The 16713-nt window shown below is 33.6% G+C and carries 16 protein-coding genes; 5 read left to right on the forward strand and 11 right to left on the reverse strand.

Annotated features, from left to right (window positions below; all coding sequences use genetic code 11):
• Nucleotides 1-7 precede the first annotated feature (7 nt).
• From BD847_RS02675 to BD847_RS02690, 4 genes are read right to left on the reverse strand one after another with little or no spacing between them, the layout of a single operon-like run.
• Nucleotides 8-859 carry a sulfurtransferase gene (locus BD847_RS02675; protein ID WP_115886712.1) on the reverse strand — a complete coding sequence of 284 codons (852 nt, stop codon included), beginning with the start codon at nt 857-859 and terminating at the stop codon, nt 8-10.
• Nucleotides 860-865: 6 nt separating this feature from the next.
• On the reverse strand, nt 866-1717 hold the full coding sequence (locus BD847_RS02680; RefSeq protein WP_115886713.1) for a ThuA domain-containing protein: 852 nt from the start codon (nt 1715-1717) through the stop codon (nt 866-868).
• Between the two features lie 14 nt (nt 1718-1731).
• Nucleotides 1732-2121 (reverse strand): DUF1398 domain-containing protein, encoded by a 390-nt coding sequence (locus BD847_RS02685; RefSeq protein ID WP_115886714.1) that lies wholly within the window; start codon nt 2119-2121, stop codon nt 1732-1734.
• A gap of 46 nt (nt 2122-2167) precedes the next feature.
• Nucleotides 2168-3160, reverse strand: a complete 993-nt coding sequence (locus BD847_RS02690) for an alpha/beta fold hydrolase (RefSeq protein WP_115886715.1) — start codon at nt 3158-3160, stop codon at nt 2168-2170.
• A 280-nt stretch (nt 3161-3440) separates the two neighbouring features.
• On the opposite strand from BD847_RS02690, the gene BD847_RS02695 reads away from it, so the two are divergent.
• Nucleotides 3441-4133: a hypothetical protein gene (locus BD847_RS02695; RefSeq protein ID WP_115886716.1), complete on the forward strand. Its 693-nt coding sequence runs from the start codon at nt 3441-3443 to the stop codon at nt 4131-4133.
• Between the two features lie 75 nt (nt 4134-4208).
• On the opposite strand, the gene BD847_RS02700 is transcribed toward BD847_RS02695, so the two are convergent.
• The 7 genes from BD847_RS02700 to BD847_RS02730 all read right to left on the reverse strand — a co-directional run bounded on the left by BD847_RS02700 (nt 4209) and on the right by BD847_RS02730 (nt 9764).
• Nucleotides 4209-4646: an acyl-CoA thioesterase gene (locus BD847_RS02700; protein ID WP_115886717.1), complete on the reverse strand. Its 438-nt coding sequence runs from the start codon at nt 4644-4646 to the stop codon at nt 4209-4211.
• A gap of 134 nt (nt 4647-4780) precedes the next feature.
• A complete protein-coding gene (locus BD847_RS02705) occupies nt 4781-5257 on the reverse strand; it encodes a DUF1203 domain-containing protein (RefSeq protein WP_115886718.1) in 477 nt (158 codons plus the stop codon).
• Between the two features lie 99 nt (nt 5258-5356).
• Nucleotides 5357-6142 (reverse strand): peroxiredoxin family protein, encoded by a 786-nt coding sequence (locus BD847_RS02710; RefSeq protein WP_115886719.1) that lies wholly within the window; start codon nt 6140-6142, stop codon nt 5357-5359.
• Nucleotides 6143-6231: 89 nt separating this feature from the next.
• Complete coding sequence (locus tag BD847_RS02715) at nt 6232-7176, reverse strand: nuclease-related domain-containing protein (protein WP_167443811.1); 945 nt, start codon at nt 7174-7176, stop codon at nt 6232-6234.
• Between the two features lie 202 nt (nt 7177-7378).
• Complete coding sequence (locus tag BD847_RS02720; protein WP_115886721.1) at nt 7379-7840, reverse strand: SRPBCC family protein; 462 nt, start codon at nt 7838-7840, stop codon at nt 7379-7381.
• Nucleotides 7841-7914: 74 nt separating this feature from the next.
• Complete coding sequence (locus BD847_RS02725; protein ID WP_115886722.1) at nt 7915-8382, reverse strand: hypothetical protein; 468 nt, start codon at nt 8380-8382, stop codon at nt 7915-7917.
• 113 nt (nt 8383-8495) lie between these two features.
• Complete coding sequence (locus BD847_RS02730; protein ID WP_115886723.1) at nt 8496-9764, reverse strand: Na+/H+ antiporter; 1269 nt, start codon at nt 9762-9764, stop codon at nt 8496-8498.
• A gap of 280 nt (nt 9765-10044) precedes the next feature.
• Between BD847_RS02730 and dnaK the strand changes: the two genes are divergently transcribed.
• The 4 genes from dnaK (at nt 10045) to BD847_RS02750 (ending at nt 16674) form a co-directional block, all read left to right on the forward strand.
• A complete protein-coding gene (gene dnaK, locus BD847_RS02735) occupies nt 10045-11928 on the forward strand; it encodes a molecular chaperone DnaK (RefSeq protein WP_115886724.1) in 1884 nt (627 codons plus the stop codon).
• 201 nt (nt 11929-12129) lie between these two features.
• Nucleotides 12130-13200, forward strand: coding sequence for a magnesium/cobalt transporter CorA (corA, locus tag BD847_RS02740; protein ID WP_115886725.1), 1071 nt, complete (start codon nt 12130-12132; stop codon nt 13198-13200).
• A 63-nt stretch (nt 13201-13263) separates the two neighbouring features.
• On the forward strand, nt 13264-15357 hold the full coding sequence (pta, locus tag BD847_RS02745) for a phosphate acetyltransferase (protein WP_115886726.1): 2094 nt from the start codon (nt 13264-13266) through the stop codon (nt 15355-15357).
• 132 nt (nt 15358-15489) lie between these two features.
• Nucleotides 15490-16674 carry an acetate/propionate family kinase gene (locus BD847_RS02750; protein WP_115886727.1) on the forward strand — a complete coding sequence of 395 codons (1185 nt, stop codon included), beginning with the start codon at nt 15490-15492 and terminating at the stop codon, nt 16672-16674.
• The last annotated feature ends 39 nt before the right edge of the window (nt 16675-16713 follow it).

The raw sequence follows: 16713 nt of genomic DNA on the forward strand, positions 1-16713 counted from the left end.
TAAAAAATTAATTTTGTTTTGTTGCCATTTCGCGGTCATTTCTGGACCATTCGCTCCATGAACCTACATAAAGTTTCGGAATTTCAATTCCTGCGTAATCCATTGCCAGTAAAGTATGGCAAGCCGTCACACCAGAACCGCAATGCACGATTACATTTTCAGAACTTACGTTGCCTAAAATGGCCGAATATTTCTCTTTTAAAACTTCAGCCGATTTATAAAAACCGTCTTCAGTTAAGTTTTCGCTAAAAGGAACGTTAATAGCGCCTGGAATATGTCCTGCAATCAAATCAAGCGGTTCTGTTAAACCGTCAAAACGGTTTTTATCTCTTACGTCAATTACGATATTTTCGTTATTTTTTCGGGCTGATTCGACTTCATTGATATCAGCTACAGCTAATTTCCAATTTGAAACTGGATATCGGCTTTTCTCAATTTTTTCTACTGCTGAACTTACAGGATAACCAGCTTTTATAGCTTCCTGCAAACCTCCATTTAAAACCTGAACTTTTTCATGTCCAATTGCTTTCAACATCCACCAAAAACGTGCCGCTGCATTTGAACCGTTTTTGTCATCATAAATAATAACATGACTTTCAGAAGAAATTCCTGTTTTAGAAAGTGCTTCAGAGAATTTTTCTAATGAAGGCAAAGGATGTCTTCCGCCATTTGCTGGATTTTCACCAACAGTAGCGAGATCTTTATTTAAATCAACGTATCGTGCGTTTTCTAAATGCTCTTTTTGATAATTTTCTTCAGCATTTATTCCAGCTCTGGCATCGACCAGAATAATTTCAGACGAATTTTGAAATTGTAATAATTCTTCAGGATTTAGGAGAGGAGAAAGTATTTTAGACATTTTGGTTTATTTATTTTTTTTATTTCCAAACAAAAGCAAAGCATTCAGAATAACTTTGTTTTGCGTTTCATTTTCAAAAGTATAAGAAAGGGTTTTGTTTGTTCCACCTTCATAATCAATATCATTATGCCCCATATTTACATAAAGCATTTTATAGTTTTTATTCGTCCAGACTACAGGATAATAACCGCTGTGCCAAATTTCGTGTGCTTTCGGGCCGGTTCCTAAAGGAAAACTGCTTTCGTCGATTGCTAAAAGAATCTTGATATCGGGATTTTTTGTTAAATCATTGCTCCATCTGTACCACTCATTGGGTTGTGAAGTGAAGGTTTTAGGAAGATTTTTTGTTATTGGATCTTGATTTTCAACTCTTAAAATTGCCGAAGTCGGTTTCCAAGTATTGCTTCCGTATTCGCCTGAACCTAAAAACGTATTGTGATACCAATTCCAATTTTGCGGATAAGAAGATTCGCTTAATGCAAAAGCCGAGAAATGAAATCCTATAAAACCACCACCGTTTTCCATGTATTTTTGGAAAGCTGCACGCTGTGACTCGATTTCAGGTCTTGTATCCAGAAATAAAACGACTTGATATTTTGACAAAAAATCAGCATTTAGATTGTTCCAATTGCTTGTAGAATCGTATTGAAAATGATTTTCTTCTGCTAATTTTGGAAACCATTTGTTGGCTTCATGAACAAAACTGATGTGTGCCTGATCATTTTTGGCAGTATAAAAAGCGATTACTTTAAATTTGGTTTGTTTGTGTTGAGAAAAGCCAAAAAAACAAGCTAAAAAAAGTATCAGCAGAATACTTTTTTTAGCAAATGTGTCTCTTTTCGGACTGAATATTTCCATATAATTATTTAAAATTAAAGAGGAATTTTTTCAATCAAAATTTCATTATCAGCACTGTCAAAATACGTGCATGTCAAATCGATAATGTCAACTCTCCATTTTGCGATACCACATTGTCCGCAATGATTACAGAATGTTGGATAGTCTGTTTCGCCATGCTGATGCTTCACCAATTGTTCGATGAAAAGCTCCTTGTTAACAGTTGACGAAATACTAATCGGACTGTATTTTTCTTCTGATGTCACAGAATATCCGTTTACACCATAATATTCTGAGCGTCCGTCATTCACGAAAGTGTCATAACCTTTTACGCCTAAAATGATTAAATCTTGTATGTAGTTTGGGAAATCTGCTCCGCTTTTAACTTTTGAATGTGCATCTTTTATTTGTTCGATTGTAAACATATATTTTGAGTTTTAGATTAGTAATTAAAAAAAATGTCAGAATAAATTATTCCTTCAAAAATACAATTAATGGTTTTATAAATTGATCAAAAGATTCAATATGTGGTAAATGTCCTGTGTTTGCAATTTCGACTAATTTCGAGTTCGGAATGGCCTTTTGTGTTCGTTTTCCCAATTCGGCATAGTTTCCCATTGTTGCACGAATTTCGTCTGAAACTAATGGTTTTCCTAAAGCCGTTTTATCTCTTGTTCCAATTATTAAAAGGGTAGGAGCCTGAATGTTTTTAAATTCGTATAAAACGGGTTGTGTAAAAATCATATCGTATAATAATGCCGAATTCCAGGCCACTTTATCATATTCAGAATCCATTGTCCAGCCAGCGCTTAGTTCTGCCCATTTTTGATATTCGGGATTCCATTTTCCATCATAATAATTCGCCATTTGATAGCTTTTGATGGCCTGATAATTTTGTTTTAATTCCGATTCGTACCACCAGTCTACCGGTTTGTAAGGAACTACTAATTTCCAGTCTTCTAATCCAATCGGATTTTCCAAAACCAATTTCTCCGTCATTTCCGGATACATTAAAGCAAATCTGGTGGCAAGCATTCCGCCCATAGAATGTCCTAAAATGGTCGCTTTTGGAATTCCGAGATGATCCAATAATTTTTTGGTGTTTTCAGCTAATTGCTGAAAAGTATATTGAAAATTATCAGGTTTTGATGATTTTCCAAAGCCAATCTGATCCGGTACAATAACACGATAACCTGTGGCAGTTAAGGCTTTTATTGTTGTTTCCCAATAGGCTCCGTTAAAATTTTTTCCGTGTAGTAAAACAACATTTTTCTGGTTGTAATTTTCCGGTTTTACATCCATATAAAACATTTGCATGTATTGGCGTTGGCTGCTCAATTCTAGAAAATGAACCGGAAATGGATATTCGTAATTCGTGAGATTGATATCTAAGGGTTTTATTTGGGCTTCCTGCGAAAAAACTAAAAAAGGAAACAAGAACAGTATAAGCTTTATCATTTTCATTTTTTGAGTCGGTTGTGGTTTGAAGTATAAAATTACCGTTAACCATTCTGAAATGCAAAGATTACGGTCTTAAAGTTATCAGAAAAAAAAGAATCAAATTGTTTTCGTGCTTTTTAATGCTAATTATCGATAATTTTTTAAAATTTTATCGATGAAATGGTTCGGATTTTGAAAATAATGCATTTTGACGAATAATGTAGTAGTTCAGGGAACTTCTTTTATTAACAGGAAAAATGTATGTAATTTAGTATCAGAATGTTGTCAGCTAAAAAATAGTATTATGAAAAAAACAATACTTTTACTCTTGCTTTCAGTCCCCATTTTTGCCCAGGAACTCAATACATTTGATTTCGCTGTTATAAACTCAACCTTAATATCTGCAAATATCGATCTCGATAAAGGGCGGAGCGTTGTCGCTGCCAATCAGGATCAATATTCGGCTTATTTTCAGTACGCTTTTAATATGTGTGACGACGATATTATTTTTGGCGCCGGAATCGATAAGTCGGAAATTGACCGAACCTACGTTGGCTATATCGGAAAAATATGCGATAAGTTCAGAGCAACTATCGGATTTGGTTATCTGGAATCGCGGAGTGGTTACGACGGAACTTTTACTGGTTTTAGTATTTCATGGCATTTTTCTGAAAACACTTACATAGGCGGAAATCTCGAAAATCTCCATTCTACAAGTGTGGATTACGAAACAGATGAAAGTTATGATTATTATAAAAAACTCGTGCCGAAAGCTTTTGGGAGTTATGAATTTATTCCGCACTTCATTGTTTTTGGACAAATAAGCTCACGAGTAAATGATATAGCCCTAAAATATCAGGTCGATCGATTTTCAGCCGGAGGATTTTACTCCGGACATAGTGTAGGTGGAATCTTTGGAACGGTAAATATTGGAAGGTTTGCCATTTCCTGCAGTACCACTTTTGAGAAAGTAAATTTTGGATTGAAGTTTCAATAGCATTTGCTTTATTCTCAAAAAAAATCCGAAAAATGAATTTCATTTTTCGGATTTTTTAATTTAGAATTATCAGCTTTATAGTCCCACAAAATCATCACTTTTAGGAAATATACTTAATGCTTCGATTGCAATTTCCGGTGTTGGAGAAGCTAGTTTTCTAAGTTTAGTATCCATCCATGCACCATCAACGGTTATTGTAGCGCAAAGTGTGTCGTCTTCTCTTCTAAATTCATGGACAATTGACCAACGTGAAGCGTCAGATTTCATTTTTGATGTTTTGGTATGAATAAATATTTTGTCTGAAAGCTTTAATTCTTTTCTGAAAACACATTCTTCTCTAAATAAAACAGGACCAAATCCCTGTGTTTGCATAACTCTTAAAGTCAAACCTAATTCTTCAAGGATTTCGATACGATGTTGTGCACCAAAATCATAATAAGCACTGTGACGAACATGAAAATTAGGGTCAAGATCTGACCAGCGAAAAGATATTTCTTTTGTAAATGAAGCCATTTTTAATATTGTATTTTATTGAAAAGTCGAAATTACGAATAAAAAAGAAACGAATAGTATAAAATTACTATGCGCGCATATTTTTTTATCGTTTTTCCAATTTTACAAGATTGTATTTTTCTTTAAAAAAAATATCAAGATGCTCTTTCAACTAAACAAGCAAAACAACCTGGTTTTGCATTGTGGATGTGGATATAATCTATTTTCTCGTTTTCAAAAGTTCTAATAATCTCTTCTTTAAGAGAACTTCCTTCTATCACAATTGCTTGCTTCATTATACCATTTTCGTCGTAACTGCGCAGCGAAAGTAACCTATGATCAAAAATCGTTGGTATCTCGTTATTTTCGAATATTGGTGTATTTGCTCTTTTTCGTATAAAAATCGGCCCGCTTGATTGATAAGGAGAATTTGTTTTATGATGTTTGTATGGCAAAAGAAGGACTTCTTCACCAATTTCTGCATCTTCTAAGCTTATTCTGCAAGGAAATCCCGGAAATTTATCAACTGTCATCTTGATTGCACCAATTTTTTCCAGTTCCTGATTCGTTAAATCGAAAAAGCCTAAAAATTCTTCATGATTTAAAGGCTTGATTTTAAAATTTGCTTTCATAATTTTTTAAGCAAAAATCATTTATTTTCGAATGTTAGAAAATCCAAATCTTGCTATGTTTGAGCAATTTCAATGCGTAAGTACATTCTGAAGAATAGTCTATTTTGAGAGCAGTTTTTTAATTTCACTAGCTATGTCGTCCAAATTCCCATCTTTATTGCCCATTGCAACATATTTTACAACGCCGTTTTGATCGATTACAAAGTTTTTAGGAATTGAGTTTGTAGCATAATCGTTCCATATTTTTTGGGTTGGGTCAATGCCAAAATTAAAGTTCAAACCATCGTTTCTTAATTTCACTACTTTTTTTGCAACAACATTTTCAGGTTCTCCAATTGAGATGGCCAAAAGTACAAAATCATCATTTTTGAAAGGTTCAAGAATTTTTGTCGGAATATCATAAAACTCCTGTAAGCATGGTCCGCACCAGGTTGCCCAGAAATTCACAAGAACAACTTTGCCTTTTAGATCAGAGAGTTTTACTTCTTTTCCGTCAATTAATTTTAAGGTAAAGTCTTTTGCAGTGTCATTTACATTTAAGACAAATTGCTCTTTCTTAACTACAACTCTTTTTTCTGGTGGTGAAGCTTTGATTTTTTTATCGTTTTCAAGTTTTTCCTGTTCGGTATAAATTCCGACCACTATAATAAACTCTTTATCACCAATTTTATCACCAAATTTTTTCGCTAATTCATTTCGTTCTTCTTCGCTAACTCCTTTATTCATTGATTTAACGTAACCTTCGCTGCCGTATTTCTCAACTTGTTGCATTGTAACAATTTCATTATTGATTATAATAACGTTTTCAGGCTTTTTGGCAACATTATTTTGTGCATAAAAGTTGTTGGCAACTAATAGAATTGCAAGACAAATTAGTTTTTTCATGGATTAGGTTTTGTAGTTTTTGATAAATATAGCATTTTTTATAAGAGAAATTTTAATTATTTAAAGAAACACAAAAAATGATAACACGACTAAACACTTAATTTAGAGCGGATTTTCTCTTGTTCGGAAAATTTGAGAAGGAAATCAGCAATCATTTCTGTTTCTTCAAAAAGAAAGCTTGGATTGAAGCATTTTATGTAAGGAAGTAATTCGTTTAATGTGACGATTTTTACGAATTGAAATTCCTCAGAAGGCTTATTATTAGTAAAAACAACAATATTTTTGATAGGAACTTTTCTATTTCCCCAATAGTGTCTGGCTAAATTTTGATGTAAGTTTTCCAATTCATTGTTTAGCATTATATATACAGCAAAATTAGTTCTAAGAATTTGCTCAACGGGTGATCGCAATTTTGAATTATTTATGGAATCATTACTCCAGTTTTTTGTTTCAATTAAGAAAATACCAGATGGAGAAAGAAGAAGATGATCAATTTGAATCGAATGAATACGATCGTTATTACTTTTATTATAGATTGGAGGATTGAAAGTGCAGCAAAAATCATTAATCAAAATATAATCATCTGAGAGTTTTTTGAGTAAATCTTCTACTTTTTTCTCGCCAATTGCGCCATAAATAGTATTGTTTAGATTTTCAATTATTTCCTTTTTTTTCTCAAATGCCTGTAAAGATAAAAAACTGCTTTCGTTTACTGCATCTTGAAAATTCCCTGAAATATAGGCTAAACGTTTATTTTTTTCGGAAAGTATTTTTTTTGCCCGATAAGAAAAAAGAGCAACATCAAACTGAAATTTAAGTTGTGAAAACCAAAACTTTATACAAAGTATAAGATTAAGCCAATAATCTTTTATTGTTGGAATAATTTTAGAATTAGTTGCTGGAAGATTTTCAATTTCTTGATTTAGATTGCCAAGTTTTTGTTTTAATTGATCTTGAAGATTATTTTTATTTTGCTGAATTGTTTCTTTTAATTCTAAAATTTCTTTTTCAAGAGATACATTTTCTTCTTGCACAAAAAGTGTATGATCCGCGATAATTTGTTTTTCATGAAACTGATAGTTTTTACGAAAATGAATCAATTCACTCAGCGTGCGAAATTCGTCAATATTATATCTGACTAAATGAATCTGCAAGGCATTCAGGCATCCGATTGTATTGTAAACTTTGCACATTTTTGTTCTTGCTTAGGATCATAAGAAATATTTAGAGATTTTATTATGATTGCATTTTCGATAATTCGACTTCAAGTTTATCAAAGTTTTCTTCGTTTTTATCGACAACGTACGGTTTCAATTTCTGGCATTCTTCGGCGGTTTCGAAAAGCATTTTGAAAACTACTTTTGTCTCATTTTCAGAAATGGTTTCAAATGTTGTCAGGATTTGAAACAACGGTTTCGAATGTCGTTTCCAAGCAATAAGATTTGGTTTGTCAATTTTTATAAATTCACATTCATTTTCATAATTTCCTTTTTCGGGGCCGTGCATTGTAAAAATCCATTTTCCGCCTACGCGAAAGTCAAATTCATGGAAAGTATTAGTGAAGCCTTTTGGTCCCCACCAGTTTTTTAAATGATCAGGATTACTCCAGGCTTTAAAAACCAATTCCTGTGGAAAATTTAGAATTCGCGTTGTCACGATTTCTGATTCAGGCGTGGTTGAAAGGATATCAGAAGTCATTCTGCAAAGTTTTAAATTAAACAAAAATGAAGCAGTATAAAGTTAATATAAATTTCTTAAAATTAATAGGTTAGCTAAATGGTTTCAAGATTATCCCATTGATATTCTATTTTGTTCATCTTAATATAATATGGAATAAGCAATAGGATTTCTAATCGCAAAGAGAAATGTCCGTTTTCTGTAGTCAATGGAAGTATAAACATAGAAACGAGACAAATTACAACTCCAACTATTGCATCGATTTTTGCAATTGAAATGGCATTTGCTTTTTCAAACCAAAGTAAATAACCGGCATATCCTTTTAATGAAATGACTAAAATAATAAAAAACCCAACAAGAGAGTAAGCTGTATTGGTTTCAAAACCATATAATGACAAGTGAACATTTGTTGAAAAAGCGCTTGCTATAATTGTACCTAGTCCGCAAACGGCCATAAACATGAAAATCCAGCAAAATGTTTTAATCCACCAAGGCAATAGTTTTCTTCTGATGATTTCCGGTTTGTCAAATTCGTCAAATTGGCTTTGTAATTCTTCACTCATGGTTTTTTGTTTTGTTTTGGTTGTTAGTTAGTAATGTAAGATCGAATATTTATCGAAAGTAAAATCGTAAAATGGAAAAGATATTTATGTAAATATAAAAGAAACTTTTTTGATTAGGATGTAATATCATTTTTGGCATTTATTTTTTTTACAACCCAAGGCAACGTAAGTCCTTGACCAATTATGGTTATCAAAACAACCGCTACTGAAATAAAAATTATGGCATTTCGATGCGGAAACGGAGTTCCGTCTTCCAAAAATTTAGGCAAACCTAAAGCAATTGCCAGCGAAACAATACCACGCATTCCTGACCATGCAATTATAAAACTGTTTTTTGAATCCAATAAAGCATGTTCGCTTACTTTTCGTTTTTTCTTGATGTTTTTGAGATATGTTTTTTGCAAATTTATTTTTTGCAGAAATATCCTCACCATTCTGGTCAATAAAGCGACGATTGTAATTATTAAGGCATAACCAATGTAAGGCAGAATCATTCCGTTGTCAATATCTTTTAAAACGTATCTAAAATTAAGTCCGATCAGGATAAAAATTAATCCGTTAAGCAAAAAGATGATCACGTCCCAAAGACTTTTAGAATTGGTTTTTAATTTTTCGGGCAAGATTTTATTGCTTAAACGCGCCATTGCCAAACCTAGAAATACAACAGCAATTACTCCAGAAACATGCAAATGCTCTGCAACAAGATAAGTCACAAATGGCATTAAAAGCATAAAACTGACAGTAACGTTAATATTGTTTCGGACTTTTGTTAGAATGAAAGCTAAGATTTTGCCCATAACAAAGCCTACAAAAAAACCGCCTCCAAGCAAAAACATGAATTGAAAGGTCGCTTTCCAAAGCACAAAAACAGAACCCATAACTGCTGCGACTGCAAAACGATACGCGACTAACGCAGAGGCATCATTAATTAGACTTTCGCCTTCTAGTATTGTCAGCGTTTTTTCAGGAATGTCAAGACCTCTTGTGATGTTTATGGCCGCAACGGCATCTGTTGCAGAAAGTATAGAGCCAAGCACAAATGACAAAGGCCAGCTCATGCCGGGAATCATATAATGAGAAACGACAGCGATCCAAAATGTAGTTAGAAAAACCAACGGAATGGCTAATGTACTTATCGTACTAAGGTTTGTTTTAAAATGTTTTGGCGAAATATTAAATGAAGCATCATACAATAATGGAGGTAAAAAGATCAGGAAAATAATTTCCGGATTAATTTCTATTTCATTCATTGTCGGAATAAATCCGATTGCAACTCCAACAATTACCAAAAGAATAGGGAAGGGCAGTTTTGATTTTTCGGCAAAAGCAGAAATTCCAATTACGATGGCTAATATGAAAATGATGATGGTGTAGTTTTCCATTTTTCGGAATTTAGGCGAATGGCTAATTTAGTTATTTGGGTCTTCAATAAATTTCTAATTTAGAAAAAAATAAGAAATGATTTGTATTAATGAGTTGGTAATGACAGCTAAAATATAGTTATGCCACGTTTGTCATGTTTTAAAAATGTCATGTTGTCAGATGATTTTTAAGGTTCTGACGGCAAAACTGACAATTTTATTTAGTTTTTTATATTGGCACAAAGATTGACTTATGCCACCTGAGTTAATAAAATTAAATCAAAAATTAAATATATAAAAAATGGGTAAAATAATCGGAATTGACTTAGGTACGACGAACTCTTGTGTTTCTGTAATGGAAGGTAACGAAGCAGTTGTTATCCCTAACGCAGAAGGAAAAAGAACTACACCATCTATCATCGCTTTTGTTGAAGGTGGAGAAATTAAAGTAGGTGATCCTGCAAAAAGACAAGCAGTAACGAATCCTACAAAAACGATTGCTTCTATTAAACGTTTTATGGGACACACTTTTGCTGAAACTCAAGATGAGGCAAAAAGAGTTCCTTACAGTGTTGTAAAAGGTGACAACAATACTCCACGTGTGGATATTGACGGTCGTTTATACACTGCTCAAGAATTGTCTGCAATGACACTTCAAAAAATGAAAAAAACTGCTGAAGACTATTTAGGTCAAACTGTAACTGAAGCGGTTATTACTGTTCCTGCTTACTTTAACGATGCGCAACGTCAAGCTACTAAAGAAGCTGGTGAAATCGCTGGTCTTAAAGTTATGCGTATCATCAACGAGCCAACTGCTGCTGCACTTGCTTACGGATTAGATAAAAAAGGAACTGATCAAAAAATTGCTGTTTACGATTTAGGTGGAGGTACTTTTGATATCTCTGTTCTTGAATTAGGAGACGGTGTATTTGAAGTATTATCTACAAATGGTGATACTCACTTAGGTGGTGATGATTTTGACCAAGTTATTATTGACTGGTTAGCTGACGAATTCAAATCTGAAGAAGGAATTGATTTACGTTTAGATCCAATGTCATTACAGCGTTTGAAAGAAGCTGCTGAGAAAGCTAAGATTGAATTATCATCTTCTGCTGAAACAGAAATCAACTTACCATACGTAACTGCTACTGCTTCTGGACCAAAACACTTAGTGAAAAAATTATCTAGAGCTAAATTTGAGCAATTATCTGATACTTTAGTAAAACGTTCTATGGAGCCAGTTGCTAAAGCATTAAAAGATGCAGGTTTATCTACATCTGATATCGACGAAGTAATCCTTGTTGGAGGTTCTACTCGTATGCCAAGAATCGCTGACGAAGTTGAAAAATTCTTCGGTAAAAAAGCATCTAAAGGTGTTAACCCTGATGAGGTTGTTGCTATTGGAGCTGCTATTCAAGGTGGAGTTTTATCTGGAGATGTAAAAGATGTATTGTTACTTGACGTAACACCTCTTTCTTTAGGTATCGAAACTATGGGTGGTGTATTGACTAAATTAATCGAGTCTAACACAACTATCCCAACTAAAAAATCTCAAGTATTCTCTACTGCTGCTGATTCTCAACCATCTGTTGAAATCCACGTATTACAAGGAGAAAGAGCAATGGCTGCTGATAACAAAACTATCGGTCGTTTCCACTTAGATGGTATTCCACCAGCACCAAGAGGAGTTCCTCAAATCGAAGTAACTTTCGATATCGATGCTAATGGTATCATCAAAGTTTCTGCAACTGACAAAGGAACTGGAAAATCTCACGATATCCGTATCGAAGCTTCTTCTGGTTTAACAGCTGAAGAAATCGAAAAAATGAAAAAAGATGCAGAAGCTAACGCTGATGCTGACAGAATTGCAAAAGAAAGAGCTGAGAAATTGAACGAAGCTGACAGTACTATTTTCCAAACTGAATCTCAATTGAAAGAGTTAGGAGATAAATTGACAGACGATCAAAAAACAGCTATCGAATACGCTTTAACTGAATTGAGAATGGCTCACCAATCTCAAGATCTTGACGCAATCCAAAAAGGATTAGACAATGTAAATGCAGCTTGGAAAACAGCTACAGAAGCAATGTACGCTCAAGGAGGTGAAGGACAACAAGCTGCTCCACAACAAGAGCAGTCTTCTGGAGACAACGTAGAAGACGTTGAATTCGAAGAGGTAAAATAATTTACTCCGTAGAGACGCACTGCAGTGCGACTTTGCAATTGAATATTAAAACCGAGTCAGAAATGGCTCGGTTTTTTTTATGCCTATAATTTAGGTAGAGGTGCACTGCAGTGCGTCTTTTTTAGAGGTCTTCATAAAATGATAATTGTCATTTCCCATTCAAATTCTTTTTCGTAATATTACTATTGTAAATTTTCATGAATGAGAAAGATAAAATACAAGAAAGGGCGCAAACTGCAGCATACTAGTTTAGAGTATACTGGATCTCACAAAGATTTTCAAACAGAGATGCAGCTTTTTGTATATAATGATACTGAGATTACAGAATATGAGAAGTTTAATCCTTTAGCCTTAAATTCTTGTTTTGACTATTCAAAAAACAATTGGCTTAATATTCATGGCTTAAATGATATTACTCTTATTAAAACAATCGGAGCGCATTTTGCACTAGACGATTTTTTACTGGCAGATATCTTAAATACCACCAAAAGAACGAAATTAGAAGAACAGCAAGGCGTTTTATTTTTCAATATAAAATCACTTTTGCCCTCAGAATCTTCAGATGATTTGAAAGTGGAGCAGCTTAGTTTTATTTTGAAAGACGGAATTTTGATTTCATTTCAGGAAAAACGAAGCGATTTCTTTACACATGTTCGCGAACGTCTTCGTACACATGCTGGAATTGTAAGAACAAAAAAAGTAGATTATCTTCTTTATTTATTATTAGATGCTGTAATGGAGAATTTTTACATTACGATAGAAGATGAGGAGAATAACATTGAGGAACTTATTAATTTGACTAAAAAGGGAGCTGATCCTGTTATTTTGGAAAAAATTGAAAACCACCGCGATAACTTTAATTTTTTAAAACGTTCGATAGTGCCGCTCCGCGATTCGTTATACTATCTCAAAACGATCAAAGACGACGAAACAAATGGTTTAATTCAAAAAGATACTTTTAATTTCTTCATCAGACTGCATCAAAAGAGTTTGGAACTTTTGGAGCAAATTGAATCCGATATGAGTTCACTAGAAAGCGCTTCTAACTTTTATTTTTCGGAGCAAAGCCGGAAAATGAATGAGATTATGAAAACACTAACTATAATTTCAGCCATATTTATTCCACTTACTTTTATTGTTGGAGTCTATGGAATGAATTTCGAATATATGCCTGAACTTCGCGAAAAAAACGGCTATTTCATTGTAATGGGTAGCATGTTTTTATTGGTTATAGCCTTAATTATATATTTCAAAAAAAGGCGTTGGTTTTAAAAGTTTACAAATTGTAGAAAAAATATACTAAATATAAAATTGTTGATATTTAAAACATGAATCATGAGTAAAGCAATATATATAGCAACCAGTGATCAAAACAGCGGAAAATCGATTATTACACTCGGTTTAATGAGTATTTTGATTGGTAAAACCGCCAAAGTTGGGTATTTCCGACCTATAATTGAAGATTTCGTTGATGGCGAGCAAGACAACCACATCGAAACGGTTTTGTCGCATTTTAACCTCGATATTAAGTTTGAAGATGCTTATGCAATTACGAAAAGTCAATTAATCAAGAAGAAAAACAAAGGTAAAATAGGGGAAGTTTTAGATTTAATAATTGAAAAATATAAAAAGCTCGAAGAACGTCTTGATTTTGTATTGGTTGAAGGAACAAGTTTTGCTGGCGAAGGAACTTCGATCGAATTGGACTTAAATGTTCTGATTGCAAAAAATCTCGGAATTCCGACTATTATAATTGGCTCAGGAGTTGGAAAAACATTAGAAGAACTTGTAGACAGCTTGTATTTGGTTTATGATTCTTTTAAAATAAAAGAAGTTGAAGTTTTATCGGTTTTTGCGAATAAAGTGCAACCGGAAAATATTGAATTGGTAACTAAAAGTCTTCAGAAAAGCCTTCCGCCAAGTGTGTTAGTGAATACAATTCCGTTGATTTCAAGTTTGAATAATCCAACAATGCAGGAAATTGTAAACGAATTGGATGCCAAAGTATTGTTTGGAGAAAATTATCTGAATAACGAAATTGGGCATTACAGCGTTGGAGCAATGCAATTGCATAATTACTTAGTTCATTTGCATGACAACGCACTTGTAATAACGCCAGGAGACCGTTCTGATATTATTTTGGGTGCTTTACAGGCCAACGAATCAGCAAATTATCCGACGATCTCAGGAATTATCCTGACAGGGAATATTGTTCCTGAAGAAAGTATTTTGAAACTTATAGAAGGACTTTCTGCCATTGTTCCTATTATTGCTGTTGATGGAGGAACTTATAATATTACAAATAAAATAGGCTCAATTAAATCCGAAATTTATGCTAACAATACGCATAAAATAGAAACATCGATAAATACTTTTGAAAAATATGTTGATATTGAATCGTTATCGCAACGAGTAATCACTTTTGAGGCAGAAGGTATGACGCCAAAGATGTTTCAGTACAATATGGTTAAAAGAGCTAAGCAACATCGTAAACATATTGTTCTGCCGGAAGGAAATGATGACAGAATTATTATGGCAGCTTCAAGATTGCAAGATATGGATGTGGTCGATATTTCTATTATTGGCGATAAAAAACAAATTGAAAACAAAGTTGCCGAACTTGGACTTACATTCGATTTCTCAAAAGTAAAAATTATCAACCCAAAAGAATCCGAACTGTTCGAGGATTATGCTAATACCTATTATGAGCTTCGAAAAGCTAAAAACATTAGTATTACGATGGCAAGAGATTTAATGGAAGACGTATCGTATTTTGGAACTATGATGGTTTACAAAGGACATGCCGATGGAATGGTTTCCGGCGCAGCACATACTACACAACATACGATTTTACCTGCTTTGCAATTCATTAAAACAAAACCAAACTCTTCTGTAGTTTCTTCTGTATTCTTTATGTGTTTGGAAGATCGAGTTTCTGTTTTTGGCGATTGTGCTATTAATCCAAATCCAACAGCGGAGCAATTGGCAGAAATTGCGATTTCGTCAGCAGAATCGAGCTCAGCTTTCGGAATTGAACCAAAAATTGCGATGCTTTCTTATTCATCCGGAGCATCAGGAAAAGGAGATGAAGTAGACAAAGTTAGAACGGCTACCGAAATCGTAAAACAAAAACGTCCAGATTTAAAAATTGAAGGACCAATTCAATATGACGCAGCGGTAGATCGTGCAGTTGGAAAAAGCAAAATGCCAGATTCTGAAGTAGCTGGGCAGGCAAGTGTATTGATCTTCCCTGATTTAAATACAGGAAACAATACTTATAAAGCGGTTCAGAGAGAAACTGGAGCTTTGGCAATCGGTCCAATGCTTCAAGGTCTAAATAAGCCTGTAAACGATTTAAGCCGAGGTTGTACTGTAGACGATATTATAAATACGGTTGTAATTACCGCTATTCAAGCGCAAGGATTGTAGTTAATTGCGAATTGTAAATTTTACCGTTTCTTGAAAAATGTTTTTATTTCAATCTAAATTCACGATTAAAAATTAAGTCTTAAAAAAAGACTCAGCATCTTAATGACTTAGAAACTTAGCAACTTAAAAAAAATGAAAATATTAATTATAAACTCAGGAAGTTCATCTATTAAATATCAATTAATGGTTATGCCGGAAAACGAAGTAATTTGTTCTGGTATGATTGACAGAATTGGTTTAGAAACTTCAAACGTAACCTTTAAAACAGCATCAAATTCAATAGAAGAATCGCTTCCTATTCCAACTCACAAAGTAGGTTTGCAAAAAGTGGCAAATATGCTTTTAGATGCAGAAAAAGGCGTAATAAAATCAACTTCAGAGATTGCGGCTGTCGGTCATCGCGTCGTGCATGGTGGTAGTGAGTTTAGCGATACTGTGAAGATTAATGATAAAGTAAAACAGAAAATTAAACAGCTTTTCGAATTGGCTCCGCTTCATAATCCGGCTAATTTAGAAGGAATTATTGTGGCTGAGGAAATCTTTAGTTCTGCCGAACAAATTGCTGTTTTTGATACTGCTTTTCACCAAACTATGCCGGAAGTAGCTTATAAATATGCGATTCCGAATTATCTTTTGACAGAAAATAAAGTTCGTGTGTATGGTTTTCACGGAACTAGTCATAAATACGTTTCTGAAAAAGCAATTGCTAATTTAGAAAAGAATTCAAAAATTATTACAATCCATTTAGGAAATGGTTGTAGTATGGCTGCTATTCAAAACGGAAAATGTATTGATACTACTATGGGATTTTCTCCATCAAACGGTTTGATTATGGGAACCCGCGCCGGTGACATTGATCAGTCTGTGATATTTTATATGATTAAAAATCTAAATTATACTCCAGACGAAGTAAATGCTATTTTATTGAAACAAAGCGGAATGCTTGGTCTTACTGGCTATAGTGATCTTAGAGACATTGAGGCAGAAGCCGCAAAAGGAAATAAAGATTGTCAATTAGCGCTTTTAATGAATGCATACAGGATTAAAAAAACGATAGGAGCTTATGCCGCGGCATTAAATGGATTAGATGCTATAGTATTTACAGCCGGAATTGGCGAGAATTCGTCTTATATGCGCCAATTGGTTTGTACGGATATGGATTATTTTGGAATTGAAATTGATGCAGAAAAAAATCAAATTCGATCAAAAGAAGTGAGGGAAATCAATAAAGCTGATTCAAGAGCCAAAGTTTTGGTAGTTCCAACAGATGAAGAATATGAAATTGCCAATCAGGTTTATAACTTACTTCAAAACTAATTTTTAAAATTAAACAACATAAAAGCTTCTCAATTGAGA

It is taken from the genome of Flavobacterium cutihirudinis, from assembly GCF_003385895.1.
GTDB classification, from domain to species: Bacteria; Bacteroidota; Bacteroidia; order Flavobacteriales; family Flavobacteriaceae; genus Flavobacterium; species Flavobacterium cutihirudinis.

Coding starts and splice junctions, on each gene's coding strand:
- BD847_RS02675 (WP_115886712.1), bottom strand. CDS start 859: ATGTCTAAAATACTTTCTCCTCTCCTAAATCCTGAAGAATTATTACAA.
- BD847_RS02680 (WP_115886713.1), bottom strand. CDS start 1,717: ATGGAAATATTCAGTCCGAAAAGAGACACATTTGCTAAAAAAAGTATT.
- BD847_RS02685 (WP_115886714.1), bottom strand. CDS start 2,121: ATGTTTACAATCGAACAAATAAAAGATGCACATTCAAAAGTTAAAAGC.
- BD847_RS02690 (WP_115886715.1), bottom strand. CDS start 3,160: ATGAAAATGATAAAGCTTATACTGTTCTTGTTTCCTTTTTTAGTTTTT.
- BD847_RS02695 (WP_115886716.1), top strand. CDS start 3,441: ATGAAAAAAACAATACTTTTACTCTTGCTTTCAGTCCCCATTTTTGCC.
- BD847_RS02700 (WP_115886717.1), bottom strand. CDS start 4,646: ATGGCTTCATTTACAAAAGAAATATCTTTTCGCTGGTCAGATCTTGAC.
- BD847_RS02705 (WP_115886718.1), bottom strand. CDS start 5,257: ATGAAAGCAAATTTTAAAATCAAGCCTTTAAATCATGAAGAATTTTTA.
- BD847_RS02710 (WP_115886719.1), bottom strand. CDS start 6,142: ATGAAAAAACTAATTTGTCTTGCAATTCTATTAGTTGCCAACAACTTT.
- BD847_RS02720 (WP_115886721.1), bottom strand. CDS start 7,840: ATGACTTCTGATATCCTTTCAACCACGCCTGAATCAGAAATCGTGACA.
- BD847_RS02725 (WP_115886722.1), bottom strand. CDS start 8,382: ATGAGTGAAGAATTACAAAGCCAATTTGACGAATTTGACAAACCGGAA.
- BD847_RS02730 (WP_115886723.1), bottom strand. CDS start 9,764: ATGGAAAACTACACCATCATCATTTTCATATTAGCCATCGTAATTGGA.
- dnaK (WP_115886724.1), top strand. CDS start 10,045: ATGGGTAAAATAATCGGAATTGACTTAGGTACGACGAACTCTTGTGTT.
- corA (WP_115886725.1), top strand. CDS start 12,130: ATGAGAAAGATAAAATACAAGAAAGGGCGCAAACTGCAGCATACTAGT.
- pta (WP_115886726.1), top strand. CDS start 13,264: ATGAGTAAAGCAATATATATAGCAACCAGTGATCAAAACAGCGGAAAA.
- BD847_RS02750 (WP_115886727.1), top strand. CDS start 15,490: ATGAAAATATTAATTATAAACTCAGGAAGTTCATCTATTAAATATCAA.